Raw genomic sequence first — 25272 nt, forward strand, 5'->3', positions numbered from 1 at the left:
GCGCCACTTCTTGGCCGCCAGGAAGCGCGGCACCAATCGGGCGGCCAGCAGCAGGGCGAAGGCGGCATCGGCCAGCAGCACGGGCCAGGCCGGGTAGCCCGCCAGGCCCCCGAGCCGCCCGACCAGCCACAACCCCGCCAGGAGCGCCAGCCGGCGGGGCGGCAGCGGCCCCAGCAGGTAACCCGCGATCACCGCCAGGGCGAAGCCGAACAGCAGCTCGCGGCCATGGGCCGCCGGCGTTGCCAGCCCGCCGAACATCGCCACCAGCGACAGCGGCACCGTCAGGGCCGCGTGCAGGGCGGCGAGCGGAAAGAACAGCGCCCAGGCGGGGCGCCGGTCGTTGCGGCGGGAGCCACCGGCTTGACCTGGGTCACTGGCAACGAACCATAACATGCATATAAATTACATCTTACGGGTGGCCACGCCAATCGGCTGCCACGCGGCCGAATGCCGCGGTCGCGAACCAAACCGAACAGGCATGATGTTAGAATAAATGGTTTTCTCACCACGCCTTGCGAGGCGTCCGACGCGCCGGGACCCCCATGCACCTGACCCGATTCACCGACTATTCGCTGCGCGTGCTGATCTACCTGGCCGTCAAGGGCGAGCAGCGCTCGACCATCACCGAGATCGCCGAGCGCTTCGAGATCTCCCGCAACCACCTGATGAAGGTGGTGCAGGACCTCAACCACCGCGGCTATATCACCTCCATCCGTGGCAAGAACGGCGGCCTGCTGCTCAAGCGCGCCCCCGAGACGATCCCCCTGGGCGAGCTGGTCCGCGACACCGAACGAGACCTCTCCCTGGTGGAGTGCTTCGGCGACGAGAACGAGTGCATCATCACCCCCGCCTGCCGGCTCAAGCCGATCCTGGCCGAGGCGCTCGCCGCCTTCCTCGCCGTGCTCGACCACTACACCCTGGCCGACCTCCTCGGCCCGCAGCGTCCCAGGCTGGTGCGGCTGCTGCAGCTCGACGACACCCCGCCCGACGCCTGAGCCACCCTCGCAATTATGCATTAGCACCCTCTTTTACCTTTTGCGCCGCCGGGACTAGGCTGAACATGACGCACGTCAAGCCTCGCCCGGGCGACGACTGGCATCATGACCTCGATCGCCCGGTGCGGCCGTTGCCCAATTCGGGCTTTTTCAAGCACTTAAAGATGCATTTCGGAGGTATGTTATGAAGTCACTGCTCGTTGCCGCCCTGCTGGGCGGGGCCTTCCTGGCCATGGACGTCCAGGCCGCCGGTGACCCGGAGGCCGGTGAAGGCAAGATCGCCGCCTGCGCTGCCTGCCACGGCACCGACGGCATGGGCACCGCGCCGATCTATCCGAACCTGGCCGGCCAGTCCGCCGCCTATCTGGAGAGCGCCATGAAGGCGTACCGCGACGGCCAGCGTGGCGGCGGCATGTCCGCGATCATGGCGCCCCAGGCCCAGGGGCTCTCCGATGAGGACATCGCCGACATCTCCGCCTACTACGCCAACCTCGAGCCCTGATCCCCGGCCGGCCCTCGGGCCGGCCTCTGCTGACGGGCGGCCGCCGGGATGCCGCCCAGGCTCACGCCCCCAAGGACCTCGCCATGCCCGCACGACCCCCTCGGCCAGCCGGCGTCGCCGCCCTGCTGCTCGGCCTGCTGTTCCTGCTGATCACCCCGGCGCTCCACGCCCTGGAGCTGGAGCAGGTCCGCGAGGGCTTCCCCGCCGCCGAGCGCCTGGAACCGGCGGAGTCCCAGTGGCCGGTGAGCGAGGTGCGCGCCGGTGACGAGTTGCTGGGCTACGCCTTCGAGAGCGTCGACATCGCCCCGATCCCGGCCTACTCGGGCAAGCCGGTCAACCTCCTGGTGGGCATCGACCTGGAAGGGAAGATCGTCCAGGCCGACATCCTCGGCCACGAGGAGCCCATCATGCTGGTGGGCATCCCCGAGTCGAAGCTCGAGGGGTTTGCCGACGACCACGTCCCCGCCCATGTCAACGACCGCATGAAGGTCGGCGACAACCTCGACGCCATCTCCGGCGCCACCGTCACCGTCATCGTGGTCAGCGACACCATCATGCGCGCCGCCCGTCAGGTGGCCGCCGAACAGGGGCTGATCGCCGACCCCTCCGCCGCCCCGGCGGCGACGGTCCGCGAAGAGGTCTTCGAGCCCGCCGACTGGGCGACGCTCACCGGCGACGGCACCATTCGCCGCCTGCACCTGACCCACGGCGAGGTGGACGAGTCCTTCGCCGGCACCCCGGCCGAGGACTACCTGCACACCCCGCAGCCGGCCGACCGCACCTTCATCGAGCTCTTCTACACCTACCTGAACCCGCCCACCGCCGGCCGCAACCTGCTGGGCGACACCGGATACGACCAGCTGATGGCCGAGCTCGACGAGGGCGAGCACGCCATCGCCGTGATGGGCCGCGGCGACTACTCCTTCAAGGGGTCGGGCTACGTGCGCGGCGGCATCTTCGACCGCCTCGAGCTCTCCCAGGGCAACACCAACGTCAGCTTCCACGACCGCGACCATATCCGCCTGGGCAACCTCGGCATCGAGGGCGCGCCGCCGTTCGACGAGCGCGACATCTTCATCGTTCGCGACCAGGCCGCCTTCGACCCCGGCCAGCCCTGGCAGCTGGAGCTGCTGGTACGCCGCGCCTCCGGCCCCCTGGACACCGAGTTCAGCCGCTTCAGCGCCGATTACAGCGTCCCCGAGGCCTACATCGAACGCCCCGAGCCGCCGGTGGAGGAGGCGATCTGGGTGCAGGTATGGCGCGACAAGGCCTTCCAGATCGCCGTGCTGGCCGCCGGCCTGATCGTGCTCACCGGCATCATGCTGTTCCAGGACGTACTGGCGCGCCACCCGAGGATCCTGCGCCCGCTGCGCCTGGGCTTTCTGGTTTACACCCTGGTGTTCATCGGCTGGTACTCCCTGGCCCAGCTCTCGGTGGTCAACATCCTCACCTTCACCAACTCGCTGATCAGCGGCTTCAGCTGGAGCTCCTTCCTCATCGACCCGATGATGTTCATCCTCTGGTCCTTCGTGGCGGTAAGCCTGCTGCTGTGGGGCCGCGGCGTCTTCTGCGGCTGGCTGTGCCCCTTCGGCGCCCTCCAGGACCTGGTCAACAAGGCCGCCCGCAGGCTGGGCGTCAAGCAGATCGAGGTGCCCTTCGGCCTCCACGAGCGCCTCTGGGCCATCAAGTACATCATCCTGCTGGCACTCTTCGCCCTCTCGCTGCACTCGCTGGGCACCGCCGAGCGCTACGCCGAGGTGGAGCCCTTCAAGACCGCCATCACCCTGCGCTTCCAGCGCGACTGGGCCTTCCTGCTCTACGCCCTGGGCCTGGTGGCGATCTCCGCCTTCAACCACAAGTTCTACTGCCGCTACGTCTGCCCGCTGGGCGCCGGCCTCGCGATCCCCGCCCGCCTGCGCCTGTTCGACTGGCTGAAGCGGCATCGTGGCAGCTGCGGCACCCCGTGCCAGATCTGCGCCAACGAATGCGAAGTGGCCGCCATCCACCCCGATGGCCGCATCAATGCCAACGAGTGCCACTACTGTCTCGACTGCCAGATCACCTACCACGATGACCAGCGCTGCCCGCCGGTGATCAAGCGTCGCAAGCGCTACGAGAAGGCGGCACGCCTGGCCGCGGGACAGGGCGGCGTCGAGACCCACGACCCCGGCAGTGCCGGACAACGCAAGATGCAGCGAATCCCGACCCTTCAGGAGGAGTGAATCCATGAGTGACAAGAAGAAATCGATCGAGAACCTTGGCCGCCGCCACTTCCTGCGCAACAGCGCAGTGACCGGTGTCGCCGGGGCGAGCCTGGCCGGCGGCTTCGGCGCCGGGGCGCTGATGAGCAGTCGCGAGGCCCAGGCCGCCGAGAACGGTATCGAGGTCGCGCCCGGCGAGCTCGACGAGTACTACGGCTTCTGGAGCGGCGGCCACCAGGGCGAGGTCCGGGTGCTGGGCATCCCTTCCATGCGCGAGCTGATGCGCATCCCGGTGTTCAACATCGACAGCGCCACCGGCTGGGGCATCACCAACGAGTCAAGGCGTATCCTCGGCGACTCGGCGCGCTTCCTCAACGGCGACTGCCACCACCCGCACATTTCCATGACCGATGGCCGTTACGACGGCAAGTACCTGTTCATCAACGACAAGGCCAACACTCGGGTGGCGCGTATCCGTCTCGACATCATGAAGACGGACAAGATCACCACCATCCCCAACGTCCAGGCGATCCACGGCCTGCGCCTGCAGAAGGTGCCGCACACCAAGTACGTCTTCGCCAATGCCGAACTGCCGATTCCCCAGGTCAACGACGGCCGCGACCTGGAGACGCCGGAGAACTACTTCACCATGTTCAACGCCATCGATGCCGAGAGCATGGAGGTGGCCTGGCAGGTGATCGTCGACGGCAACCTCGACAACACCGACGCCGACTACACCGGCCGCTTCGTAGCCTCGACCTGCTACAACTCCGAGAAGGGCATGACCCTGGCCGACACCATGCGCGCCGAGCGCGACTGGGTGGTGGTGTTCGATGTCGAGGCCATCGAGGCCGCCGTGGAAGCCGGTGACCACGAGACGCTGGGCGACAGCGAGGTGCCGGTGCTCGACGGCCGCAAGGGCTCGAAGCTGACCCGCTACATCCCGGTGCCCAAGAACCCCCACGGTCTCAACACCTCGCCGGACGGCAAGTACTTCATCGCCAACGGCAAGCTCTCGCCGACCTGCACCATCATCGCCATCGACAAGCTCCCCGAGCTGTTCGATGACGCCATCGAACCGCGCGACACCGTGGTCGGCGAACCGGAGCTGGGCCTGGGGCCGCTGCACACCACCTACGATGGCCGCGGCAACGCCTACACCACCCTGTTCATCGACAGCCAGGTGGCCAAGTGGAACATCGAGGACGCCATCCGCGCCTACAACGGCGAGGAGGTGAACTACCTGCGCCAGAAGCTCGACGTCCACTACCAGCCGGGCCACAACCACGCCAGCCTCACCGAGTCCCGGGACGCAGACGGCAAGTGGCTGGTGGTGCTCTCCAAGTTCTCCAAGGACCGCTTCCTGCCGGTGGGCCCGCTGCACCCGGAGAACGACCAGCTGATCGACATCTCCGGCGAGGAGATGAAGCTGGTCCACGACGGCCCCACCTTCGCCGAGCCCCACGACTGCATCCTGCTGCGCGCCGACCAGCTCAACCCTGCGCGGACCTGGACGCGTGACGACCCCTACTTCGCCGAGACCGTGGCCATGGCCGAGGCCGATGGCGTCACCCTGGAAAGCGACAACAAGGTGATTCGCGACGGCAACCGGGTGCGGGTCTACATGACCTCCATCGCCCCGCAGTTCGGCCTCACCGAGTTCAAGGTCAAGCAGGGCGACGAGGTGACCGTGGTGGTGACCAACCTCGACCAGGTGGAGGACCTGACCCACGGCTTCGTCATGGTCAATCACGGGGCTTCCATGGAGATCGGCCCGCAGCAGACTTCCAGCGTCACCTTCACCGCCGACAGGCCCGGGGTGTACTGGTACTACTGCTCGTGGTTCTGCCATGCCATGCACATGGAGATGACCGGCCGCATGCTGGTCGAGAAGGCCTGATAGCACCCATCGGGGCCGGGCAGACGCCCGGCCCCGCCTTTTCCTGGAGAGATGCATGACCCGACGACTGCGAGACGTCGTCCCTCGACTATTTCTTGCCGCCTGGCTGCTCCTGTGGCTGCCGGGCGGCCTGCTGGCCGCCGACCTGACGGCTCGCCCCGGCGAGCCGCTGCAGCCGCTCATCGAGCAGGCCGGCAGCGGTGACCGCCTGATGCTACCCGAAGGACGCTACCCCGGGCCGCTGGTCATCGACCGTACCCTGACCCTCTCGGGCGAGCCGGGTGCGGTGATCGACGGCGGCGGCGAGGGCCACGCCGTGGTGCTCGAGGCCCCGGATATCGTGATCGAGGGCGTGGCAATCGAGAACTGGGGCGCCAACCTCACCGACATGGATGCCGGCCTCTTCGTCGAGGCCAGTGCCACCGGCAGCGTGATCCGCGACTCGCGCCTCGAAGGCCCCGGCTTCGGCATCTGGCTCGACGCCGTGACCGGGGTACGGGTGCTCGACAACGTGATCCGCGGCGACGAATCGCTGCGCTCCCAGGATCGCGGCAACGGCGTGCACCTGTTCAACGTCCGGGACGTCACCGTGGCCGGCAACGACATCCGCCACACCCGCGACGGCATCTACATCGATACCAGCAGCCACAGCCTGCTGCGCGATAACCACATGCAGGACCTGCGCTACGGCGTGCACTACATGTACGCCCACGACAACCGCCTGGAGGGGAACAGCACCCGCGACACCCGCACCGGGTACGCGCTGATGCAGTCCAAGCGACTCGAGGTGATCGGCAACCGTTCGGATGACGACCGCCACTACGGCATCCTGATGAACAACATCACTCACTCCACCCTGCGCGGCAACCGCGTCAGCGGCGTCCACCAGCGCCGCGACGCCCAGGGCCAGGGGCTGGTCAGCGGCGGCGAGGGCAAGGCGCTGTTCGTCTACAACGCCCAGTACAATCGCTTCGAGGCCAACCGCTTCGCCGACAGCGACATCGGCATCCACCTCACCGCCGGCTCCGAGGACAACGAACTGGTGGGCAATGCCTTCGTCGACAACCGCCAGCAGGTGATGTACGTGGCTACCCGGGCCCAGGAGTGGTCCGAGGCGGGGCGCGGCAACCACTGGAGCGACTACCTGGGCTGGGACCTGGCCGGCGACGGCATCGGCGACACCCCCTTTGAACCCAACGATGCCATGGACCGCCTGCTGTGGCGCTACCCGGTGGCGCGGCTGCTGATGCATAGCCCCGCAGTGCTGGCGCTGCGCTGGGTACAGCGTCAGTTCCCGGTGTTCCGCCCCCAGGGGGTCAAGGACAGCCATCCACTGATGAACGAACCCGACCTGGATGAACCCGGCTTGAACCAACACAACCTCGGAGACACCAGCGCATGACCGCGGTGATCGATTTCCAGGGCGTCACCCGCCGCGACGGCGAGCTGGTGCGCCTCGACGCCCTCGACCTCCAGGTGAGCGAGGGCGAGGTACTGGCCCTGCTGGGCCACAACGGCGCCGGCAAGACCACCACCATGCACCTGATCCTCGGGCTGCTCTCGCCAAGCGCAGGGCGCGTGGCGGTGCTCGGCGGCGCCCCCGACGGCAGCCACGCCGAGACGCTGCGCCGCCGCCTGGGCTACCTGCCCGAGAACGTCAGCTTCTACGAGCAGTTGAGCGGCCGCGAGGTGCTCGACTACTTCGCACGGCTCAAGCGGGTCGACCGACGCCAGGTGGACGAGCTGCTGGACCAGGTGGGCCTCGGCCACGCCGCCCGCCGACGCGTGAAGACCTACTCCAAGGGCATGCGCCAGCGCCTGGGCCTCGCCCAGGCGCTGCTCGGCGACCCGCGCCTGCTGCTGCTCGACGAGCCCACCACCGGCCTCGACCCGGCCGCCACCCGCGACTTCTACGACACGGTGCGAAGCCTGCGCGAGCGCGGCTGCACGGTGCTGCTCTCCTCCCATGTGCTGCCCGGGGTCGAGCCCTACATCGACCGCGCACTGATCCTCGGCGGCGGCAAGCGCCTGGCGCTGGGCAGCCTGGCGGAGCTGCGCCAGCAGGCTGCTCTGCCGATCACCGTGCGCGCCCGGGGCCATGGCAGCGACGGCGACCTCGCGGCGCGCCTGGCCGGCTGGGAAGACCCGCGCATCGCGGCCAACCCCGTCAACGGCCACGAGGTCACGCTGACGGTGCCGCCGGACGCCAAGCTCGCCGTGCTGCGCCGGCTCACCGACACCGCCGGCATCGAGGACATCGAGCTGCTGCCGCCGACCCTGGAGCACCTCTACACCCACTTCTCCGCCGGCCTCTCGCCCGAGCAACGAGGAGACGCCCGATGAATGCCATCCTGACCATCGCCGGCAAGGAGTTCCGCGACGGCCTGCGCAACCGCTGGGTGCTGGCCATCGCCCTGGTGCTGGCCTTCCTCGCCGTGGGCATCGCCTGGTTCGGGGCCGCCGCCAGCGGCGGCCTGGGCTTCACGTCGCTTGCCACCACCGTGGTCAGCCTGGCCACGCTCGCGGTGTTCCTGATCCCGCTGATCGCCCTGCTGCTGGCCTACGATGCCGTGGTCGGCGAACAGGAGGCGGGCACCCTGCTGCTGCTGCTCACCTACCCCATCAGCCGCACCCAGCTGCTGCTCGGCAAGTTCCTCGGCCACGGCCTGATCCTGGCCGCCGCCACGGCGCTGGGCTTCTCCGTCGCCGGAGCGGTGATCGCGCTGGGTGCCGAGGGCGTGGCGCTGACCGAGCTGGCCGCCGGCATGGCCCTGCTGATCGGCAGCAGCATCCTGCTCGGCTGGGTGTTCATCGCCTTCGCCTACCTGATCAGCGTCTGGGTCACCGAGAAGGCCCGCGCCGCCGGCCTGGCGCTGGTGGTGTGGTTCCTGTTCGTGCTGGTCTTCGACCTGGGCCTGCTGGCGCTGCTGGTCAGCGTCGAGCGGGGGGGCGACTGGCTGCCCTGGCTGCTGCTGCTCAACCCCACCGAATGCTTCCGCCTGCTCAACCTGGCCGGCTTCGAGGCCGCCCGCAGCTACACCGGCCTGACTTCCATCGCCGAGGGCGGCGCCTTCCGACCCGCCGTGGTCACCGCCATCCTGGTGGCCTGGATCCTGGTGCCCCTGGGCCTGGCGCTGCTGCGCTTCCGCCGCCGTGCCGCCTGACCGCTTGCCGATTCCTATCGCCACTCCCGTAGAGAGACCCCATGAAACGACTCATCCTGCCGCTGCTGCTGATCACCGCCCTGCTGCTCGCCGCCTGCGGTGAGTCCGAGCCCGAGGCGCTGGCCGCCGCCCAGCCCATCGAGGCGGGCGACAGCTGCCATGTCTGCGGCATGCTGATCTCCGAGCACCCCGGCCCCAAGGGCGAGGCCTTCATGGAGAAGCAGGGCGAGGCGCTGAAGTTCTGCTCCACCATGGACCTCTTCGCCTTCCTCAAGCAGCCCGAGAACGAGACCCAGGTCTCCCACGCCTATGTCCACGACATCGGCGTGACCCCCTGGGGGGAGCCGTCGGACGAGGCGTTCATCCGCGCCGAGGAGGCCTGGTACGTGGTAGGCCACGATCGGCGCGGCGCCATGGGCCACACCCTGGCCTCGTTCGCCGTCGAGGCCGACGCCGAGGCCTTCCGCGAGGCGCACGGCGGCGAGCTGGTGGTCTTCGATGAGATCGACCTCGACCTGCTGGGGCGCCTGGGCCGCGGCGAACTGGGTGGCGATGTCGACCAGGGCATGGGCGATATGTCCGGCCACGACTGACGCGCGCGGGCGCCGGGGGCAGGACAGCCCCTGGCCTCCGTGCTAGCCTCGGCGCATCGCCGCCCCAGGAAGCGCCACGCCATGCCCCGCCTCAACCGTCTCGCCCCCTTTCTGCTGCCGCTCTGCCTGGCCCTGGCCGGCGCCGCGTCGGCCACCGACTACAACACCGGCGATGTCCAGGCCCATGGCGGCTGGCACTCCCTCGTGCTGTCGCTGGGCGAGGAGCGCCACTTCCGCGCCATCGACCAGCAGAGCTACAGCGACGCCATCTTCAGCGTCAACGCCAGCGCCGGGGCCTGCGACGTGCCATGGCTGGAGCTGCGCGTGGCCCTCGCCGAGAACCAGGCCGAGAGCGCCACGGTGAACCGCGTGCCCGCCGACCTGCGCGTCGATCAGGCGACCATCCACAGTGGCATCGCCGCCTTCGTCACCGAGCGTGGCGACGATGGCTTCTACGTGCGCTTCGCGCTCCCCGACCTGGACCTGCTGCTCGAGGAGATGGCCGAGGGGGAACTGCTGCGCCTGCGCATGATGCGCGGCCCCGACGACCCCTGGTTCATGGTCTTCGGCCTGGAGGGCGCCGGCGAGGCGATCGAACGCCTGCGCCGCCTCTGCGACGAGGCCGGGCGCTGAGCGGACCGCACAGGGTTCGCAGGGATCGAGAGGAGGAGAAGGCGTGGCCGTGCTGTTGTTTCACCTGCGCAACGTGCCGGAGGAGGAGGCCGAGGAGGTTCGCCGGCTGCTCGACGAGCACGGCCTGGAGACCTTCGAGACCCGGGCGGGCTTCTGGGGGCTCGGCGTGGCCGCGATCTGGCTGCGGGACCCGCACGAGCTGGCGCGGGCCCGTGAGCTGATCGACGCCTACCAGCAGGCCCTCGGCGAGCGCATGCGGCGCGAGCATGATGCCCTCGCCGAACGCGGCGAGGCCCCTACCCTCTGGCGGCGCCTGGCGCGCCAGCCGATCCGCACGCTGCTGCTCGCCCTGCTCGTCGGCGCCGTGCTCGCCCTCTCGCTATTGCCCTTCCTGTGGCTGGTCGGCTGATGCCGCTTCAGCCGCGCGGCCGGCGACTCTCGTCGCGCAGCGCCGCCAGCGCCGGCCCCAGGTCCTCGGCCAGGGCGGCCACCGCCGGCCGCGCATGGAAGTAGCCCTGCTGACGGGTAATGCCGGCGCGCGCCAGCCACAGTGCCTCCTCCCGGGTCTCCACGCCCTCGGCGATCAGCAGGATGTCGAGCTCGTCGGCCAGTGACTTCACGGCCTGCAGCAGGACCTGGCGGCGCCGGTCGCCGTCGCAGCCCATGATCAGTTCGCGGTCGACCTTGAGGCGGTCGGGGGTGAGGTCGGTGAGCAGGTCCAGGTTGGCGTAGCCGTTGCCGAAGTCGTCCAGCGCCGTGGCGAAGCCCATGGCGCGATAGGCCTCGATGATGCTGCGCAGGTGCTGGCGGTCCCTGACCCGCTCGGTCTCGGTGATCTCGAAGACGATGCGCTCGGTGGGCCAGCCGACCCGCGCCGAGACGTCCAGGGTCGCCTGGATGCAGGCCTCGGGCTCGTAGACCGCGTTGGGCAGGAAGTTGATCGAGAGGTTCTCGCGCATGCCCAGCGCGCTGGCCATCTCGATGGCCCGCACCCGGCACGCCTGGTCGAAGCGGTAGAGCAACTCATCGGTGACCTGGGCGAGAACACTCCAGGCCGACTCCCCTCCCGGCCCCCGTACCAGCGCCTCGTAGGTGGTGACCCGCGCCGCGTCCACGTCGACGATCGGCTGGAAGGCCATGGTGAAGTCGAAGGGCAGTTCCCCTTCGCAGCGGCCGCAGTGCCCCGCGACTCGCGCACAGCTCGACATCGGCGACTCCTTGTCAGTGCTCGGCGGTCTCCTCCCCGGCAAACCGGTGCGGGGGAGCTGTCGGCCTGGCCGAGGGCAGGCAACGACGGCCCCACTATCCCAAGGGCGAGGGGGTGACGCAATCTTCGTGCCCGGGCCGGTAGTGCCAGGCAGTTCACGCCGCTCCGGCAAGGGTGTAGGGTCATCGCCAGACCCTACGAGGAACACCAACCCTTGAACGCCCCCACACGCTACAGCGATGCCCAGATCGCCGCCGCCCTGGAGGCCTGCGCGCGGGAGCCGGTGCACATCCCGGGGGCCATCCAGCCGGCGGGGTGCCTGATCAGCCTGGATGGCGCCATGCGCCAGGTCCGGCAGGTGAGTGCCAACCTCGAGGAGGTGCTCGGGATCGGCGTCGCCGAGGCCCTGCGCCGCGCGCCCCGCGAGCTCCTCGGCGAGCGGCTGTACGACCGGTTGCAGCGGGAGCTGACCGACCAGGAGCGACTCCCTGCGGCGCTCACCACCCGCTTCAGGGTGAAGGGGCATGAGCACCACCTGCACGTGGTCGCCTATCGCAGCGGCGCGCGGCTGGTGGTAGAGCTCGAGCCCCTTGCCCGCCCCGATGAGCGGCGCCTGCTGGCCCTGGTCAACGAATGGCTGGTCCAGGTGGGCGAGATCGATGACGAGGAGCGACTGCTCAACGCCCTGACCCGCATGGTCCAGCGACTCACCGGTCACGAGCGGGTGATGGTCTACCGCTTCGACGAACAGTGGAACGGCCGGGTGGTCGCCGAGCACCGCCTGCCCCCGACCGAGAGCTTCCTGGGACACCACTTCCCGGCCAGCGACATCCCCGCCCAGGTCCGCCGGCTCTATGACATCAACCGGGTTCGAAGCATCCCCGATGCCGCCGCGGACCCGGTCCCGCTGGTGCCCGCCACTGACCCGCAGGATCCCGCCCCGCTGGACCTCTCGCGGGGCGTGCTGCGCGCGGTCTCCCCCATCCACCAGGAGTACCTGCGCAACATGGGGGTGGGCGCCTCCCTCTCCATCGCCATGCATGACGAGGGACGGCTGTGGGGCCTGCTGGCCTGCCATGGCCTGCGCCCCAGTCCCCTGTCAGCGGCGGACCGGGATGCCGCACGCGCCCTGGTGCAGATCGCCCTTCCGCGACTGATGCTGATACGCGCCCGTGCCGAGGCCCGACTGCTGCAGAGTATCCACGACAGCCGCGACCTGCTGGCCGGGGAGCGCGGGCTGCTGGTCGACCCCGGCGAGATGGTCAAGCGCCACGGCCAGCAGTGGCTCGACCTGTTGCGTGCCGCCGGGGTGGCGCTGGTCCAGGAAGACAGGGTCCAGGGGGTCGGACGGCGGCCGGACGACCGTCGGCTCAAGGCGATGGCAGTGTGGCTCGGCCGCCACCAGCGCCACGACACGCCCTGGTCCACCCAGGCGCTGGGGGAGACGCCGCTGGCCGAGTGGCAGCAGGGTGACCTCTGCGGCCTGCTCGCCGCCCCGCTGCCCACCGACGAGCACCGGCCCGCCTGGCTGATGCTGTTCCGGCACGAGCAGCGCGAGGCGAGGCGCTGGGCCGGCAAGCCCGAGGACGTGCCCATGGAACGGGATGGCAGGCTGGTCATGACCCCGCGCCGCTCCTTCGCCCAGTGGCAGGAGGAGGTCGCGGGGCGCAGCCGGGCCTGGGGCGCCATCGAGCGCCGCGCCGCCGGCGACCTCGCCGAGGACCTCGCCGTGCTGGCCTCCGGCCACCAGATCCACCGGCTGAACGTTCAGCTGAGCCGAGTCAACGAGCAGCTGCAGTCGCTGGCCTTCAGCGACAGCCTGACCGGCAGCTGGAACCGCTATCGCATGGAGCAGGCCATCGATGCGGCCCTGAACGCCGCCGAGCGCTACGGCTACCCCTGCGCGGTGCTGCTGTTCGATGTGGACCACTTCAAGCAGTTCAACGACACCCACGGCCACGAGGCCGGGGATCGGGTGCTGGTCGAGATCACCCGGGCCCTGCAGGCCACCCTGCGCGACAGCGACACCCTGGGGCGCTGGGGCGGCGAGGAGTTCCTGGTGCTGGCCAGCCACTGCGACGGGCAGGGGGCGCTCCCCCTGGCGGAGCGCCTGCGCCGGTGCGTGGAGGAGGTCGAGCTGGGGGAGCTGGGCCGTGTGACCATCAGCGTCGGGGTGGCCAGCTGGCACCCCGGCGATACCCGCAAGCGCCTGGTCGCGCGGGCCGACGAGGCGATGTACCGGGCCAAGCAGAACGGGCGCAACCGCGTGGAGCAGGCGACGGAGAGCGCCGCTCAGGCGTAAGGCGCCGGCCATGAACGACCCTGCCCCCGCCGGTACACCGGCGGGGGCAGGGGAAGGGCCCAGGGGCGTCGACGACGCCCCGGGGGTGCATCACTGGCGAACGCGTGTCACTGACGAATGAGGTAGTCGAAGGCGCCCAGGGCGGCCTTGGAACCCTCGCCCATGGCGATGACGATCTGCTTGTAGGGCACGGTGGTCACGTCGCCGGCGGCGAAGATGCCGGGCACCGAGGTCATGCCGTGGGCGTCGACCACGATCTCGCCGCGCTCGGAGAGCTCGATGGGCGAATCCTGAAGCCACTCGGTGTTGGGCACCAGGCCGATCTGCACGAAGACGCCCTCGAGCTCGACCTGGCGGATCTCGCCGCTGGCGCGCTCTTCAAAGGTGAGGCCGTTGACCCGCGTGCCGTCGCCGTTCACCTCGGTGGTGCGGGCGCCGAGGATGATCTCCACGTTGGGCAGGCTCTTCAGCTTCTTCTGCAGCACGGCGTCGGCGCGCATCTCGTCCATGAACTCGATCAGGGTGACGTGGCCGACGATGCCGGCCAGGTCGATGGCCGCCTCGACGCCGGAGTTGCCGCCGCCGATCACCGCCACGCGCTTGCCCTTGAACAGCGGACCGTCGCAGTGGGGGCAGTAGGCCACGCCCCTGTTGCGGTACTCGGCCTCGCCGGGCACGCCCAGCTCGCGCCAGCGGGCGCCGGTGGCAAGCACCAGGGTCCGGCTCTTAAGGCTGGCGCCGGATTCGAACTGCACCTCGTGCTCCTCGCCGGGCCGGCCGGGCACCAGCTTGACCGCCCGCTGCAGGTTCATGATGTCGACCTCGTACTCCTTGACGTGCTCCTCCAGCGCCGCGGCCAGCTTGGGGCCCTCGGTATGGGGCACGGAGATGAGGTTCTCGATGGCCATGGTGTCGAGCACCTGGCCGCCGAAGCGCTCGGCGGCCACCCCGGTGCGGATGCCCTTGCGCGCGGCATAGACCGCCGCCGCGGCGCCGGCCGGGCCGCCGCCGATCATCAGGGTATCGAAGGTCGGCTTCTCGCCGAGCCTGGCGGCCTCGCGCTCGGCGGCGCCGGTGTCCACCTTCGCCAGGATCTGCTCCAGGCTCATGCGGCCCTGGTCGAAGGGCTCGCCGTTGAGGTAGATGCTCGGCACCGACATCACCTGGCGCTCCTCCACCTCGTCCTTGAACAGCGCGCCGTCGATGGCGACATGGTGGACGCCCGGGTTGAGGATCGCCATCAGGTTGAGCGCCTGGACCACGTCCGGGCAGTTCTGGCAGGAGAGCGAGAAGTAGGTCTCGAAGCGGAGCTCGCCCTCGAGGCCCTTGATCTGCTCGACGACCTCGTCGCTGGCCTTGGGCGGATGGCCACCCACCTGCAGCAGCGCCAGCACCAGGGAGGTGAACTCGTGGCCCATGGGCAGGCCGGCGAACACGACTCCAGTTTCCCGACTCGGGCCGGTCTCCTCGCCCGGGCGATTGAGCGCGAAGGAGGGGCGGCGCGCGTCCTGGCCATCGAGCTTGAGGGTGATCTTGTCGGTCAGGCCGACGATGTCGGTCAGCAGACCGTGCAGTTCCTTCGACTTGGCGCCGTCATCGAGGGACGCGACGATCTCGAAGGGCTGGGTGACCTTTTCCAGATAGGCTTTGAGCTGGCTTTTCAGATTGTCGTCCAACATGACAGCGACATTCCTTCATGTTCGGGTGTCGGGGTGGAGGCATGAGGGGGCCGGGACGTCCCGTGCGGGGAAGCCCAGTTCGCTCATGCTTCCGGAATCAGGGCCCGGGCAGGGGATACCCGGGCGGGGCAGGCGAGGCCGTGAGGGGCCTCGCCGGCGGGGGGCAGATCGCTTAGATCTTGCCGACCAGGTCCAGGGACGGAGACAGGGTCTCTTCGCCTTCTTCCCACTTGGCCGGGCAGACTTCGTTCGGGTTGGCGCGCACGTACTGGGCGGCCTTGACCTTGCGCAGCAGCTCCTCGGCGTTGCGGCCGATGTTGCCGGCGTTCAGCTCGATGATCTGGATCTTGCCGTCGGGGTCGACCACGAAGGTGCCGCGCTCGGCGATGCCGTCTTCCTCGATCAGCACCTCGAAGTTGCGCGAGATGGCGTGGGTCGGGTCGGCCAGCATCGGATACTGCAGCTTGTTGATGGTCTCCGAGCTGTCGTGCCACGCCTTGTGGGTGAAGTGGGTGTCGGTGGAGACGCTGTAGATCTCGACGCCCAGCTTCTTGAACTCCTCGTAGTTGTCTGCCAGGTCACCCAGCTCGGTGGGGCAGACGAAGGTGAAGTCGGCCGGATAGAAGAAGAAGATGTTCCACTGGCCCTTCAGGCTCTCCTCGGTGACGTCGATGAACTCGCCATTGTGGTAGGCAGTGGCCTTGAACGGCTTGACTTCGGTGTTCAGCAGCGACATTCGGTAGTGCTCCTTTCGACTTTCGTTGAATGGGTGACGGCGATACGGGGCGCATGGTAGCCCGTATCTCCCGATAGCGTAAATTGAATGGCGTCATGGACCTGATAATTCAACCCTATGGTCCATGACGGCAGGCGTCAGCCGATGCTCACCGCCTCGCCCTGGCGGTCGAAGGCCAGGAACTGCGAGATGTTGCCCATCTTGAGCGACTCCACCATGCGGTTGAGGTGCTGCTCGGCCTGGGCCTGGGCGTCCTCGCCGGCCAGGGCCGCCACGAAGACGATGTCCCAGTCGGCCCCGGTCTCCCGGGATTCCGCCACCAGCGCGGCCATGTCGGAGAGCTCCTCGGGGGCCTTGTCGACGCAGACCACCGGGGTCAGCACGCCGCCCTCGCCCTGCTCGAAGCGACGCCGCTGCTCCTCGCTGGGATGGTCCGGCAGCTCGGCGCGGGTGAAGACGAACAGCAGGCGCTGCGGCTCTGGCTGGGCACGCGCCTCGTCCAGCAGGTCGGCATAACAGGAAATGGCCACGGGCACTCCTCCGATTCGGGATGGTATCGTGGCAGGCAGCGTAACGGGCCGGCTCCGCTTCGGGAAGGGGGTTTCGCGGCCCATGCGACCCAGGTCACGTTCCGGAGCGCCGATGAGCCCCCCTACCCCACCGCTGGCCCGTCAGCTGCGCGATGCCACCCGCGATTCCCACCGCGCCCTGGACCATCACCCGGCGCTGCAGTGCCTGCTCGCCCCCACCCTGACCCGGGAGGCCTACGCCGCCTCGCTGCAGGCGCTCTATCCCGCCCATGCGGCGCTGGAGAACCGCGTCTGCCGCGAGATCTCCCGGCTCGGGCTGCGACTCCGGGTGCCACGGCGGCTGCCTCGCCTCGCCGATGACCTCGGCACCCTCGGCCTGACACCGGAGGCGCTCGCCGCCGATGCCGCACCTCCCCCGGCCTCCCCCGCCACCCTGGCGGGAGAGCTCTACGTGCTGGAGGGCTCCCGCCTGGGCGGCCGGGTGATTGCCGACCGGCTGCGCCGGACCCTGGGCCCCGGGGTGCCGCACGCCTTCTTCTCCCTGGCCATGCCCCCCGGGGAGTGGTCGCGGCGCCTGGCCGAACTCGAGGCGCTCTGTCCGCCGGGGGAGAGGGAAATCGCCCTGGCCAGCGCCCGCGAGGCCTTCGCCCGCTTCCACCATCGGCTGGACACCCACTTCCGGGCATAATCGGGTATATCTTCAACGGGAGGTCATCGCCCCGCGCAGGCGCAGTTCCAGGCGCCGCTCGTAGAGCCCCTTGGTCACCAGGGTGCCCAGCACCAGCCCGCCCCCGACCAGGGCGATCGGTGCCGGGGTCTCGCCCAGCAGCCACCAGGCCCAGAGGGTGCCCACCACCACCTCCAGCAGCAGCAGCAGGCCGACCTCGGCGGCGGGCAGGTAGAGGGGCCCGCGCTGCAGCAGGGTCACGCCCGTCGGCACGATGAACAGGCACAGCAGGACCACCAGCAGCCAGCGATCGATGGGCGGCATGTCGATCCCGCCACCGCCCAGACACAGCGCCAGGGCAGCGCCACCGCCCACGATGAGGCCGTTGAACACCAGCATCGGGCTCATGTCCACGCCGGGGCGCCGACGGCAGAGCGTGAAGTTGAGCGCCAGGGTGGTGGCGGCCATCAGGGCGAAGGCGTTGCCCACCCAGGAGCCGGCCCCGGTGTCGTCGATCACGATCATCCCGATGCCCAGCATGCAGAGCCCGATCGCCAGCCAGGTACGCCGCGGCAGTCGCTCGGCAAGGATCGCGCGGGACAGCAGGGCGGCGATCAGCGGCGCCCCCGCAAGGATCAGCAGGACGTTGCCCGCCTTGGTGTACTGGTTGCCCAGCACGAAGCCGCAGGTCGTCAGGCTGAAGAGCAGCGCCACGGCGATGCCGGTGCCGCCGCAGCGCCGGTAGGCGGCCAGGGTGCCGCGGCCGTAGCGCGCCAGGGCGATCACCAGGAACCCCAGCGCCGAGAGGAGCCCCCGCCACATCAGGATCTCGGCATCCGGCAGGGCCGCCAGCTTGATCAGCAGGGCATCCGGCGACATGATCAGCGCCCCGCCACCGGTCAGCAGCAGGCCCTGCTGGCGGTGGGAGAGCCCGGCGCCCGACCGCCCTGCCATCACGGGCGTGCCTCCATCAGCCCTTTTCCCCCTCCAGGACACGGATGACTTCCGGCACCGTCAGGCCCTGGTCGTCGATCCCCGCATACAGCGCCTCCACCGCCTCGGCGACCTTGCGACCGGCCCCCAGCTCGTCGGTCATGGCATGGTAGTAGCCCAGGTCCTTGGTGGCATTGGCCACGCTGAAGCGGAAGCCGGACGCGTCGCCCTCGGCGATGAAGGGCCGCAGGCGGTCGAAGACCACCCCGCCCCCGCCGCCCTTGCCCACCACCTCGAGGAAGGCCGCATCGTCGATGCCCGCCCGGCGCGAGGCCGCGGCCGCCTCGGCCAGCACCGCCGAGAAGCCCAGCGAGACGAAGTTGTGCAAAAGCTTCAGGGTGTGCCCGGCCCCCACCCCGCCGGCATGGGTGATGTTCTCGGCGAAGCTCTCGAGCAGCGGCCGCACCTGTGAGAACAGCGCCGGAGGGGCCCCCACGATCAGGTTCAGGCGCCCCTCCTCCGCCTCCCGGGGGGTCCGGGTCATGGCGGCATCCATGAAGTGGCCGCCGCCCTGAACCACCCGATCGGCGACCCGGGCCGTGGAGCTCGGCAGCGCCGTGGAGCAGTCGATCACCAAGCCCCCCGGCGCCAGGCCCTCCAGCACCCCGCCGGGCTCGAAGAGCACCGCCTCGACCTGGGGCGAGCCGGTCACGCAGAGCAGCACCGCATCCGCAGCCTCGGCCACCTCGCGCCCCGTGCTCGCCAGCTGGGCCCCCGCCTCTACCAGATCATCCACCGGCTGGTTGCCGGGATGCTCCAGGATCGTCAGCGGATAGCCGCCCCGGAGGATGTTGCGGGCGATGCCGTGGCCCATCAGACCGGCCCCGACCAGGCCGATACGCAGTGTCTGTGTCATCGTTGCCTCCCTGCTCATCCGTGGTGGATCGCGATGGTCTTGATGCGTGTATAGCTGCGCAGCCCCTCGAAGCCCTTCTCGCGACCATGCCCGGAGCGGCCGACGCCACCGAAGGGCAGCTCGATCCCGCCGGCGGCACCATAGTTGTTGACGAAGACCTGGCCGCTGCGCACGCCCTTGGCGAGGCGCAGCTGGCGACCGCCGTCGCGGGTCCAGATGCCGGCGCAGAGGCCGAAGTCGGTGCCATTGGCCAGTGCCAGGGCCTCCGCCTCGTCGTCGAAGACCTGCACCGCCAGGACCGGCCCGAACAGCTCCTCGCGCAGCACCTCGTGACCGGCGGGGATATCGACCAGCAGCTGCGGCACCACGAAGTGGCCGCCGGCGGGCGCCCCCTCCGCCAGCCGACCGCGGGCCAGGGTGCGGATGCCGTCGGCGCGGGCCGCCTCCAGGCGGGCCTCCAGCTTCGCCTTCTGGCGGGCATTGATCAGCGGGCCGCAATCGGCGTCCGCCTCGCCGGCATCGCAGCGCAGGACCTCGAAGCGCTCGGCCAGCCGCCCCAGCACCTCATCGGCCACCTCTCGCTGCACCAGCAGCCGGCTGCCCGCGGAGCAGGTCTGGCCGGCGTTCTGGATGATGCCGCGGACCACGAAGGGCAGCGCCGCCTCCAGGTCCGCATCGGCGAAGAGGATCTGAGGCGACTTCCCGCCCAGTTCCATGGTGACCGGCACATGGTGGACCGCCGCGGCCTGGGCCACCTGGGTGCCGGTTTCCGGGGAACCGGTGAAGGAGAGGTGATCGATGCCGGGGTGCGCCGACAACGCGGCACCGGCCTCGCGGCCAAGGCCGGGCACGACGTTTAGCGCGCCCGCCGGCAGGCCATGCTCCACGGCCAGCTCGGCCAGGCGAAGCACACTCAGGCAGGCGTCCTCGGCGGGCTTGAGCACCACGGTATTGCCGGCCGCCAGGGCCGCGGCGACGCAGCGACCGAAGATCTGCGCGGGGTAGTTCCAGGGAATGATCTGCCCGCAGACCCCATAGGGCTCGCGCAGCGTCATCACGGCGAAGTCGTTCTCGAAGGGGATCGTCTCGCCATGCAGCTTGTCGGCCGCGCCACCATAGAACCGGAAATAGCGGGCACAGGCGGTGATGTCGCCGCGCGCCTGGGTCATCGGCTTGCCGGTATCCACGCACTCCAGGGCGGCGAGCCGCTCGTGATCGGCCTCGATGGCCGTGGCGAAGGCCAGCAGCCACTCGCTGCGCCGGCGGGCCGTCCAGCGAGACCATTCGTCGAGCCGGCCGGAAAAGGCGCGGCCGGCCGCCGAGACGGCCAGCTCGATATCCGCCTGCTGGCTGCGCGCGATGGAGGTGATGCTCTCGCCGCATGACGGCGCCTCCACGTCCAGGGTCGCCTGGGTCGCGACCCACTCGCCACCGATCAGGGCCTGGCTCGGCGGCATCTGGGGAAGGGAATGCATGTTGTCTTTCCTTGTCATTGTGATCAGTAGAGCAGGTCGACCAGCCCCAGCGAGATCCAGGGCAGGTAGGTAATCGCGATCAGGCAGGCCAGCACCACCAGCACGAAGCGCATCAGCCAGGGCAGCAGCTGGTCGACCGACAGCTTCGCCACGGCGCAGGCGGCAAAGAGGTTCACGCCCAGGGGCGGGGTGAACATGCCAAGTGCCAGGTTGACCACGACGATCAGGCCGAAGTGCACCGGGTCGATCCCGTACTGGACCGCGATGGGGGTGAAGATCGGCGCCAGCACCAGGATCGCCGCCGACGTCTCGATGAACATCCCCACGATCAACAGCATCACGTTGACCGCCAGCAGGAAGGAGATGGGGCTGTCGAAGACCTTGGTCACCCAGCCGGCCACCTCGCCCGGCAGCCCCGAGCGGCTGATCAGGAAGCTGAAGAGCGCCGCCGCGGCGATGATCAGCATCACCGCCGCGGTCGAGATGACGCTCTGCTTGAAGATGGGCAGCAGCTCGGCCAGTGAGAGCTCCCGATAGATCAGCCCGCCGACGATCAGGGCATAGACCACCGCCACGGCCGAGGCCTCGGTGGGGGTGAACACGCCGCCGTAGATGCCGCCGATCACCACCACCGGCATCAGCATCGCCAGCCAGGCACGCTTGAAGGCCGTGGGAAAGTCGTGGCGGTCCTCGCGGTCCCGCAGGCCGTAGCCGCGCACCTTGCAGAACAGGTAGAGGAACAGCAGCAGGGCGCTCCCGATCAGCAGGCCCGGCCCGATGCCGGCAATGAACAGCTTGCCGATCGAGGTATCGGTGCTCACCCCGAAGAGGATCAACGGGATGGAGGGTGGGATCAGCACCCCCAGCTCGGCCGATGACGCCTGGATCGACGCCGCCAGCGGACGCGGGTAGTCGTGCTTGACCATGGCGGGGATCAGGATCGAGCCGATGGCGAAGGTGGTCGCCACGCTGGACCCCGATACCGCGGCGAACATCATGCAGGTCAGCACGCAGGTCATCGCCAGGCCCCCCTGCAGCCCGCCCACCAGCGACTTGGCGAGGTCCACGAGGCGGCGCGAGATGCCCCCCGCCGCCATCAGGTTGCCGGCCAGGATGAAGAAGGGGATGGCCAGCAGGGGAAAGTTGTCGATGCCGACGAACATCTGCTGCGGGACCAGCAGCAGGGGGAGCGGCGAGAAGAACTCGATGCCGATGATCGAGGCCAGCACGATGGACACGGCAATGGGCACGCCCAGGCTGAACAGGATGATCAGGGCCAGACCGATGGCGGCATTCATGGGCGTTCGCTCCTGTCACGGAATGGGGCAGCGGCGTCATCGGCCGCGCGTGCCTCGGGCCTTCCCACCCCGGCCGGTGTCTCGGGGATCGCCGCCTCCTCGTTGGCCGGCCCGATGGCTTCAAGGCCGCTGGCCTGGGCCAGCAGGCGGGCCAGGACGGCCACCAGGGCAAAGCTCGCCCCCACGGGCATGGCGGCGTATGCCCAGGCAATCGATACCTCCAGGCCGGAGAGCATCTGGCTGCGCACCCGCAGCATCATCGCCGTGCCGAAGTAGATCAGCACGACCAGCACGATCGAGCAGCACAGCGCGATCAACACCTCCAGCCAGACCAGGCGGCGTCCCGGCACCAACCTGTAGATGACCTCCACGGACATCATGAAGCCCCCCCGAAAGCCCGCGGCCGCCCCCAGGAAGACGCACCAGATCATGGCCGACCGGGAGATGACCTCGGACCAGGTCGAGGGGGCATCGAAGACGAATCGCGTCAGTACCTGGTAGAAGCCCAGCGTGACCGACACGATCAGCATGAGAACGGCACCGAGCAGGGCCAGACGCGTGGTCTGGCGCTCGATACGTAGAAAGAGTTGCAGCATCTCGTCCACCCGCAGTGAGGCAGGGCCCCGGCACCGCCAGGATGCCGGGGGAGTCGATTCGGCGGATCAGCAGTCGCTGGCACGGATCCGGTCGAGCATCTCGCTGCCGTACTGGTCGGTGTAGATCTGGTAGGCAGGCTTGACAGCCTCCTGGAACGGCGCCTTGTCGATATCCGTTTCCACGGTCATGCCGTTCTCGCGTAGCAGCTCCACGCCTTCCCGCTCGAGGCGCGAGACCTCCTCACGCGTGGCCTCGGCCGAGGCCTGGGCCGCCTGCTCAAACCAGCCGCGCTGCTCCTCGGAGAGCCCATCCAGGAGGATCGGGGAGCCCAGCACGGCCGCCGGCGAATAGACATGGCCGGTCAGGGAGAGGTGGTCCTGCACTTCCCAGAACTTGGTCGCCACGATCACCGTGATGGGGTTCTCCTGGCCATCCACGGTGCCCTGCTGAAGGGCCGTGAAGACCTCGGGGAACGCCATGGGCGTGGGATGCACGCCCATCTGCTCGAAGGCCTCCATGTGCACCTTGTTCTCCATGGTGCGAACCTTCAGGCCCTCGGCATCGGCGGGGGTCTTCACCGCGCGCTTGCTGTTGGTCATGTGCCGGAAGCCGTTCTCGCTCCAGGCGAGCCCCACCAGGTCATGGTTGCCCATCTTGTCGAGCAGTTCCTGGCCGATCTCGCTGTCCAGCACGCAGCGTGCCTGGTCGTAGTCCTCGAACAGGAACGGCAGGTCGAGTACATAGGTTTCCGGTACGAAGTTGCCCAGCGGCCCGGTGGAGGTGATCACGACGTCGACGGTGCCGATCTGCAAGCCCTCGATCATGGCGCGCTCGCCGCCCAGCGCGCCTGAGGTGTGCTCCACTACCTCGAACTCGCCGTCACTGAGCCGTTCGAGGGTCTCCTTGAAGGCATCGGCCCCCACCGAATAGTGCGAGCTGTCCGACAGGGTATGCCCCAGGTTGATGGTCTGCGCCGCCTGAGCATTCAGGGCGGTCATGGCCAGGGCGGCGCTGGTGGCACCGGCGATGGCGGTGGCGAGGGTACGGCGTGCGAAAGTGGCTTTCATTGTTATGACCTCGTTTTGCAGTGACACGCTTGGGAAGGACCCCGGGCCGGTTGGCCCCGGGGTCAGGCACGTTCGTCCAGGAATGCCTCGACGATCTCGCGGAAGTCCTTGTCGCTGTGGAAGCCCAGCTGATCGGCCCGCCGGGTAGTGAATCGCCTCGGCCAGCCGGAGACGATGGCCTGGATGCGCGCATCGGGCTCGTGGCGAACCCGCGCCAGGGCCTCGTCGCCGCCCACCTCGCGCAGGGTATCGAGCATCCCGGCAACGCTGACGGTAATGCCCGGCAGCATGAAGGCACGGAAGGGCCCCAGCGCCTCGCCCGGCAACTCGGCCCCGTGCAGCAACGCCTCGACCACCCTGCCCGGCGACATCACGAACATCTCCAGGTCGGTGGGGACCGGACAGACGGCCTCCTCGCCATTGAGCGGCTCGCGCAGGATGCTGGAGGCGAAGCTCGAGGCCGCCGCATTGGGGCGACCGGGGCGGATCACGATGGTCGGCAGGCGCAACACCAGCCCATCGACCAGGCCGCGACGGCTGTAGTCGTTGATCAGCAGCTCGCACATCGCCTTCTGGGTGCCGTAGGAGTTCTGCGGGTACAGCGCCGTCATGTCGTCGAGGATATCGGGCAGGTCGCCTCCATAGGCCGCCACGGAGCTGGCCATGATCAACCGCGTGCCGGCCAGGCCATGGGCCCGGCAGCCCTCGAGCAGGGCACGGGTGGCATCGAAGTTGACCCGCATGCCGAGATCCAGGTCCGCCTCGGCGGCACTGCTCACCACCGCCGCCAGGTGATAGATCACCTCGGGCCGGGCCCGCAGGACCGAGTCGAGGGCGCCGGGAACCGTGATATCGAGCGCCAGGCAGTCGCTCTCGATCCCGGCAGCCTCGGGCCTGGGGGCCTCGACCTGGTCGATCAGCGTCAGGCGAGTGATCGCCTTGCCGTTGAGCTCGCCCCGGGCCAGCAACTGGTTGACGAGTCGCTGCCCGAGAAAGCCGGCCGCACCGGTGATGACGATATGCATGGGGTCTGGTGTCCTCTTGTTGTCTTGGTTCATGCGTCGCTCATGGCCTCAGGCCATGTTCCCGGCCCCACCCGAGGCCCTCGCGGGTGCCAGCGGCCGGCCGATATTCACAGCCGACCCAGCCACCGTAGCCGAGGGCCTCGAGACGATCGAAGATGGCCGGATAATGCACCTCGCCGACATCCGGCTCGTGACGCTGGGGTACCCCGGCGATCTGGACATGACCGATCCGGTCGAATTGCCGTTCCAGGTGCTTGATCAGGTCACCGTCCATGACCTGGCAGTGGTAGAGATCGAACTGAAGACGCAGGCTGGGCTGGTTCACTTCCTCCAGCACCGCCATGGCCTGGGCCTGGCGGGACAGAAAGAAGCCGGGCATGTCGCGGGTATTGATTGGCTCGATCAACAGCTCTCGACCCGCCCGGGCCGCTTCCCCGGCGGCGAAGCGAAGGTTGTCGATATAGGTCGCGTGGTGGTCCGTTCGGGTCGCCTCGTCGGCATCCGGCGGCAGCAGGCCCGCCATGGCATGCACGCGGGGGCAGTCGAGTGCCTCGGCATAGCGCAGCGCCTCGGCCACGGAATCACGGAACTCCGCCTCCCGGCCCGGCAGGCTGGCCAGGCCACGCTCGCCCGCCTCCCAGTCACCGGGCGGCAGGTTGAACAGCACCTGCTCGAGGCCGGCCTCATCCAGGGCGGTCTTGATGTCCTCGGGGGAATGGGCATAGGGAAACAGATACTCCACTCCACGAAAGCCGGCCTCGGCGGCCGCAGCAAAGCGGTCGAGGAAATCATGCTCGGCAAACAGCATGCTCAGGTTGGCGGCCAGTCGGATCATGGTCGGGTCCTTGTGGA

Annotated in this window: 25 protein-coding genes; 12 read left to right on the forward strand and 13 right to left on the reverse strand. The window is 69.1% G+C overall.

The genetic code is table 11. The features are described 5' to 3' along the window. The coding region (locus tag SCI24_RS06450) for an NnrS family protein (protein WP_318724595.1) at positions 1 to 393 on the reverse strand (393 nt) is incomplete at its 3' end. A 149-nt stretch (positions 394 to 542) separates the two neighbouring features. On the opposite strand from SCI24_RS06450, the gene SCI24_RS06455 reads away from it, so the two are divergent. The 10 genes from SCI24_RS06455 to SCI24_RS06500 all read left to right on the forward strand — a co-directional run bounded on the left by SCI24_RS06455 (position 543) and on the right by SCI24_RS06500 (position 10397). Further along, positions 543 to 995, forward strand: a complete 453-nt coding sequence (locus SCI24_RS06455) for an Rrf2 family transcriptional regulator (RefSeq protein ID WP_318724596.1) — start codon at positions 543 to 545, stop codon at positions 993 to 995. 184 nt (positions 996 to 1179) lie between these two features. Beyond that, a complete protein-coding gene (locus tag SCI24_RS06460) occupies positions 1180 to 1497 on the forward strand; it encodes a cytochrome c (RefSeq protein ID WP_318724597.1) in 318 nt (105 codons plus the stop codon). Positions 1498 to 1580: 83 nt separating this feature from the next. Continuing rightward, entirely contained in the window at positions 1581 to 3719 is a 2139-nt protein-coding gene (gene nosR, locus SCI24_RS06465) for a transcriptional regulator NosR (protein ID WP_318724598.1), read from the forward strand. Between the two features lie 4 nt (positions 3720 to 3723). Beyond that, entirely contained in the window at positions 3724 to 5598 is a 1875-nt protein-coding gene (nosZ, locus tag SCI24_RS06470; protein ID WP_318724599.1) for a TAT-dependent nitrous-oxide reductase, read from the forward strand. Positions 5599 to 5653: 55 nt separating this feature from the next. After that, positions 5654 to 7000, forward strand: coding sequence for a nitrous oxide reductase family maturation protein NosD (locus SCI24_RS06475; RefSeq protein ID WP_318724600.1), 1347 nt, complete (start codon positions 5654 to 5656; stop codon positions 6998 to 7000). After that, a complete protein-coding gene (locus SCI24_RS06480) occupies positions 6997 to 7941 on the forward strand; it encodes an ABC transporter ATP-binding protein (RefSeq protein WP_318724601.1) in 945 nt (314 codons plus the stop codon). Before SCI24_RS06475 ends, SCI24_RS06480 begins: the two co-directional genes overlap by 4 nt. Continuing rightward, complete coding sequence (locus SCI24_RS06485; protein ID WP_318724602.1) at positions 7938 to 8762, forward strand: ABC transporter permease; 825 nt, start codon at positions 7938 to 7940, stop codon at positions 8760 to 8762. Before SCI24_RS06480 ends, SCI24_RS06485 begins: the two co-directional genes overlap by 4 nt. Before the next feature lie 41 nt (positions 8763 to 8803). Continuing rightward, positions 8804 to 9355, forward strand: a complete 552-nt coding sequence (locus tag SCI24_RS06490; protein WP_318724603.1) for a nitrous oxide reductase accessory protein NosL — start codon at positions 8804 to 8806, stop codon at positions 9353 to 9355. Between the two features lie 81 nt (positions 9356 to 9436). Next, positions 9437 to 9988, forward strand: coding sequence for a hypothetical protein (locus SCI24_RS06495; RefSeq protein WP_318724604.1), 552 nt, complete (start codon positions 9437 to 9439; stop codon positions 9986 to 9988). Positions 9989 to 10031: 43 nt separating this feature from the next. Then, positions 10032 to 10397, forward strand: coding sequence for a DUF6164 family protein (locus SCI24_RS06500; protein ID WP_318724605.1), 366 nt, complete (start codon positions 10032 to 10034; stop codon positions 10395 to 10397). Between the two features lie 7 nt (positions 10398 to 10404). Here SCI24_RS06500 and SCI24_RS06505 read toward each other — a convergent pair whose 3' ends face one another. Then, entirely contained in the window at positions 10405 to 11196 is a 792-nt protein-coding gene (locus SCI24_RS06505) for an EAL domain-containing protein (protein ID WP_318724606.1), read from the reverse strand. Between the two features lie 213 nt (positions 11197 to 11409). Between SCI24_RS06505 and SCI24_RS06510 the strand changes: the two genes are divergently transcribed. Beyond that, on the forward strand, positions 11410 to 13497 hold the full coding sequence (locus tag SCI24_RS06510; protein ID WP_318724607.1) for a diguanylate cyclase: 2088 nt from the start codon (positions 11410 to 11412) through the stop codon (positions 13495 to 13497). 107 nt (positions 13498 to 13604) lie between these two features. Here the strand turns inward: SCI24_RS06510 and ahpF are convergent, their stop codons facing one another. The 3 genes from ahpF to SCI24_RS06525 all read right to left on the reverse strand — a co-directional run bounded on the left by ahpF (position 13605) and on the right by SCI24_RS06525 (position 16442). Further along, complete coding sequence (gene ahpF, locus SCI24_RS06515; protein ID WP_318724608.1) at positions 13605 to 15176, reverse strand: alkyl hydroperoxide reductase subunit F; 1572 nt, start codon at positions 15174 to 15176, stop codon at positions 13605 to 13607. 172 nt (positions 15177 to 15348) lie between these two features. Further along, positions 15349 to 15912 (reverse strand): alkyl hydroperoxide reductase subunit C, encoded by a 564-nt coding sequence (gene ahpC / locus SCI24_RS06520; RefSeq protein ID WP_106229529.1) that lies wholly within the window; start codon positions 15910 to 15912, stop codon positions 15349 to 15351. A 137-nt stretch (positions 15913 to 16049) separates the two neighbouring features. Next, positions 16050 to 16442 carry a ribonucleotide reductase subunit alpha gene (locus tag SCI24_RS06525; protein ID WP_318724609.1) on the reverse strand — a complete coding sequence of 131 codons (393 nt, stop codon included), beginning with the start codon at positions 16440 to 16442 and terminating at the stop codon, positions 16050 to 16052. Between the two features lie 112 nt (positions 16443 to 16554). Between SCI24_RS06525 and SCI24_RS06530 the strand changes: the two genes are divergently transcribed. After that, positions 16555 to 17130 carry a biliverdin-producing heme oxygenase gene (locus SCI24_RS06530; protein WP_318724610.1) on the forward strand — a complete coding sequence of 192 codons (576 nt, stop codon included), beginning with the start codon at positions 16555 to 16557 and terminating at the stop codon, positions 17128 to 17130. A 12-nt stretch (positions 17131 to 17142) separates the two neighbouring features. Here the strand turns inward: SCI24_RS06530 and SCI24_RS06535 are convergent, their stop codons facing one another. The 8 genes from SCI24_RS06535 to otnI all read right to left on the reverse strand — a co-directional run bounded on the left by SCI24_RS06535 (position 17143) and on the right by otnI (position 25255). Beyond that, positions 17143 to 18063: a DMT family transporter gene (locus tag SCI24_RS06535; RefSeq protein WP_318724635.1), complete on the reverse strand. Its 921-nt coding sequence runs from the start codon at positions 18061 to 18063 to the stop codon at positions 17143 to 17145. Positions 18064 to 18079: 16 nt separating this feature from the next. Beyond that, complete coding sequence (locus tag SCI24_RS06540) at positions 18080 to 18958, reverse strand: NAD(P)-dependent oxidoreductase (protein WP_318724611.1); 879 nt, start codon at positions 18956 to 18958, stop codon at positions 18080 to 18082. 14 nt (positions 18959 to 18972) lie between these two features. Continuing rightward, positions 18973 to 20433 (reverse strand): aldehyde dehydrogenase family protein, encoded by a 1461-nt coding sequence (locus tag SCI24_RS06545; RefSeq protein ID WP_318724612.1) that lies wholly within the window; start codon positions 20431 to 20433, stop codon positions 18973 to 18975. A gap of 23 nt (positions 20434 to 20456) precedes the next feature. Then, positions 20457 to 21731, reverse strand: a complete 1275-nt coding sequence (locus SCI24_RS06550) for a TRAP transporter large permease (RefSeq protein ID WP_318724613.1) — start codon at positions 21729 to 21731, stop codon at positions 20457 to 20459. Next, entirely contained in the window at positions 21728 to 22327 is a 600-nt protein-coding gene (locus SCI24_RS06555) for a TRAP transporter small permease (RefSeq protein ID WP_318724614.1), read from the reverse strand. Before SCI24_RS06555 ends, SCI24_RS06550 begins: the two co-directional genes overlap by 4 nt. A 66-nt stretch (positions 22328 to 22393) precedes the next feature. Continuing rightward, complete coding sequence (locus SCI24_RS06560; RefSeq protein ID WP_318724615.1) at positions 22394 to 23395, reverse strand: TRAP transporter substrate-binding protein; 1002 nt, start codon at positions 23393 to 23395, stop codon at positions 22394 to 22396. A 62-nt stretch (positions 23396 to 23457) separates the two neighbouring features. Next, a complete protein-coding gene (gene denD, locus SCI24_RS06565) occupies positions 23458 to 24453 on the reverse strand; it encodes a D-erythronate dehydrogenase (RefSeq protein WP_318724616.1) in 996 nt (331 codons plus the stop codon). A gap of 7 nt (positions 24454 to 24460) precedes the next feature. Further along, a complete protein-coding gene (otnI, locus tag SCI24_RS06570) occupies positions 24461 to 25255 on the reverse strand; it encodes a 2-oxo-tetronate isomerase (RefSeq protein ID WP_318724617.1) in 795 nt (264 codons plus the stop codon). Positions 25256 to 25272: the final 17 nt, after the last annotated feature.

It is taken from the genome of Halomonas sp. (assembly GCF_033549285.1).
In the GTDB taxonomy this organism is placed as follows: Bacteria; Pseudomonadota; Gammaproteobacteria; order Pseudomonadales; family Halomonadaceae; genus Halomonas.

What these genes read in the sequence shown, in the direction of transcription:
- SCI24_RS06455 (WP_318724596.1), top strand. Translation starts at nt 543, where the DNA reads ATGCACCTGACCCGATTCACCGACTATTCGCTGCGCGTGCTGATCTAC.
- SCI24_RS06460 (WP_318724597.1), top strand. Translation starts at nt 1,180, where the DNA reads ATGAAGTCACTGCTCGTTGCCGCCCTGCTGGGCGGGGCCTTCCTGGCC.
- nosR (WP_318724598.1), top strand. Translation starts at nt 1,581, where the DNA reads ATGCCCGCACGACCCCCTCGGCCAGCCGGCGTCGCCGCCCTGCTGCTC.
- nosZ (WP_318724599.1), top strand. Translation starts at nt 3,724, where the DNA reads ATGAGTGACAAGAAGAAATCGATCGAGAACCTTGGCCGCCGCCACTTC.
- SCI24_RS06475 (WP_318724600.1), top strand. Translation starts at nt 5,654, where the DNA reads ATGACCCGACGACTGCGAGACGTCGTCCCTCGACTATTTCTTGCCGCC.
- SCI24_RS06480 (WP_318724601.1), top strand. Translation starts at nt 6,997, where the DNA reads ATGACCGCGGTGATCGATTTCCAGGGCGTCACCCGCCGCGACGGCGAG.
- SCI24_RS06485 (WP_318724602.1), top strand. Translation starts at nt 7,938, where the DNA reads ATGAATGCCATCCTGACCATCGCCGGCAAGGAGTTCCGCGACGGCCTG.
- SCI24_RS06490 (WP_318724603.1), top strand. Translation starts at nt 8,804, where the DNA reads ATGAAACGACTCATCCTGCCGCTGCTGCTGATCACCGCCCTGCTGCTC.
- SCI24_RS06495 (WP_318724604.1), top strand. Translation starts at nt 9,437, where the DNA reads ATGCCCCGCCTCAACCGTCTCGCCCCCTTTCTGCTGCCGCTCTGCCTG.
- SCI24_RS06505 (WP_318724606.1), bottom strand. Translation starts at nt 11,196, where the DNA reads ATGTCGAGCTGTGCGCGAGTCGCGGGGCACTGCGGCCGCTGCGAAGGG.
- ahpF (WP_318724608.1), bottom strand. Translation starts at nt 15,176, where the DNA reads ATGTTGGACGACAATCTGAAAAGCCAGCTCAAAGCCTATCTGGAAAAG.
- ahpC (WP_106229529.1), bottom strand. Translation starts at nt 15,912, where the DNA reads ATGTCGCTGCTGAACACCGAAGTCAAGCCGTTCAAGGCCACTGCCTAC.
- SCI24_RS06530 (WP_318724610.1), top strand. Translation starts at nt 16,555, where the DNA reads ATGAGCCCCCCTACCCCACCGCTGGCCCGTCAGCTGCGCGATGCCACC.
- SCI24_RS06535 (WP_318724635.1), bottom strand. Translation starts at nt 18,063, where the DNA reads ATGGCAGGGCGGTCGGGCGCCGGGCTCTCCCACCGCCAGCAGGGCCTG.
- SCI24_RS06540 (WP_318724611.1), bottom strand. Translation starts at nt 18,958, where the DNA reads ATGACACAGACACTGCGTATCGGCCTGGTCGGGGCCGGTCTGATGGGC.
- SCI24_RS06545 (WP_318724612.1), bottom strand. Translation starts at nt 20,433, where the DNA reads ATGCATTCCCTTCCCCAGATGCCGCCGAGCCAGGCCCTGATCGGTGGC.
- SCI24_RS06550 (WP_318724613.1), bottom strand. Translation starts at nt 21,731, where the DNA reads ATGAATGCCGCCATCGGTCTGGCCCTGATCATCCTGTTCAGCCTGGGC.
- SCI24_RS06555 (WP_318724614.1), bottom strand. Translation starts at nt 22,327, where the DNA reads ATGCTGCAACTCTTTCTACGTATCGAGCGCCAGACCACGCGTCTGGCC.
- SCI24_RS06560 (WP_318724615.1), bottom strand. Translation starts at nt 23,395, where the DNA reads ATGAAAGCCACTTTCGCACGCCGTACCCTCGCCACCGCCATCGCCGGT.
- denD (WP_318724616.1), bottom strand. Translation starts at nt 24,453, where the DNA reads ATGAACCAAGACAACAAGAGGACACCAGACCCCATGCATATCGTCATC.
- otnI (WP_318724617.1), bottom strand. Translation starts at nt 25,255, where the DNA reads ATGATCCGACTGGCCGCCAACCTGAGCATGCTGTTTGCCGAGCATGAT.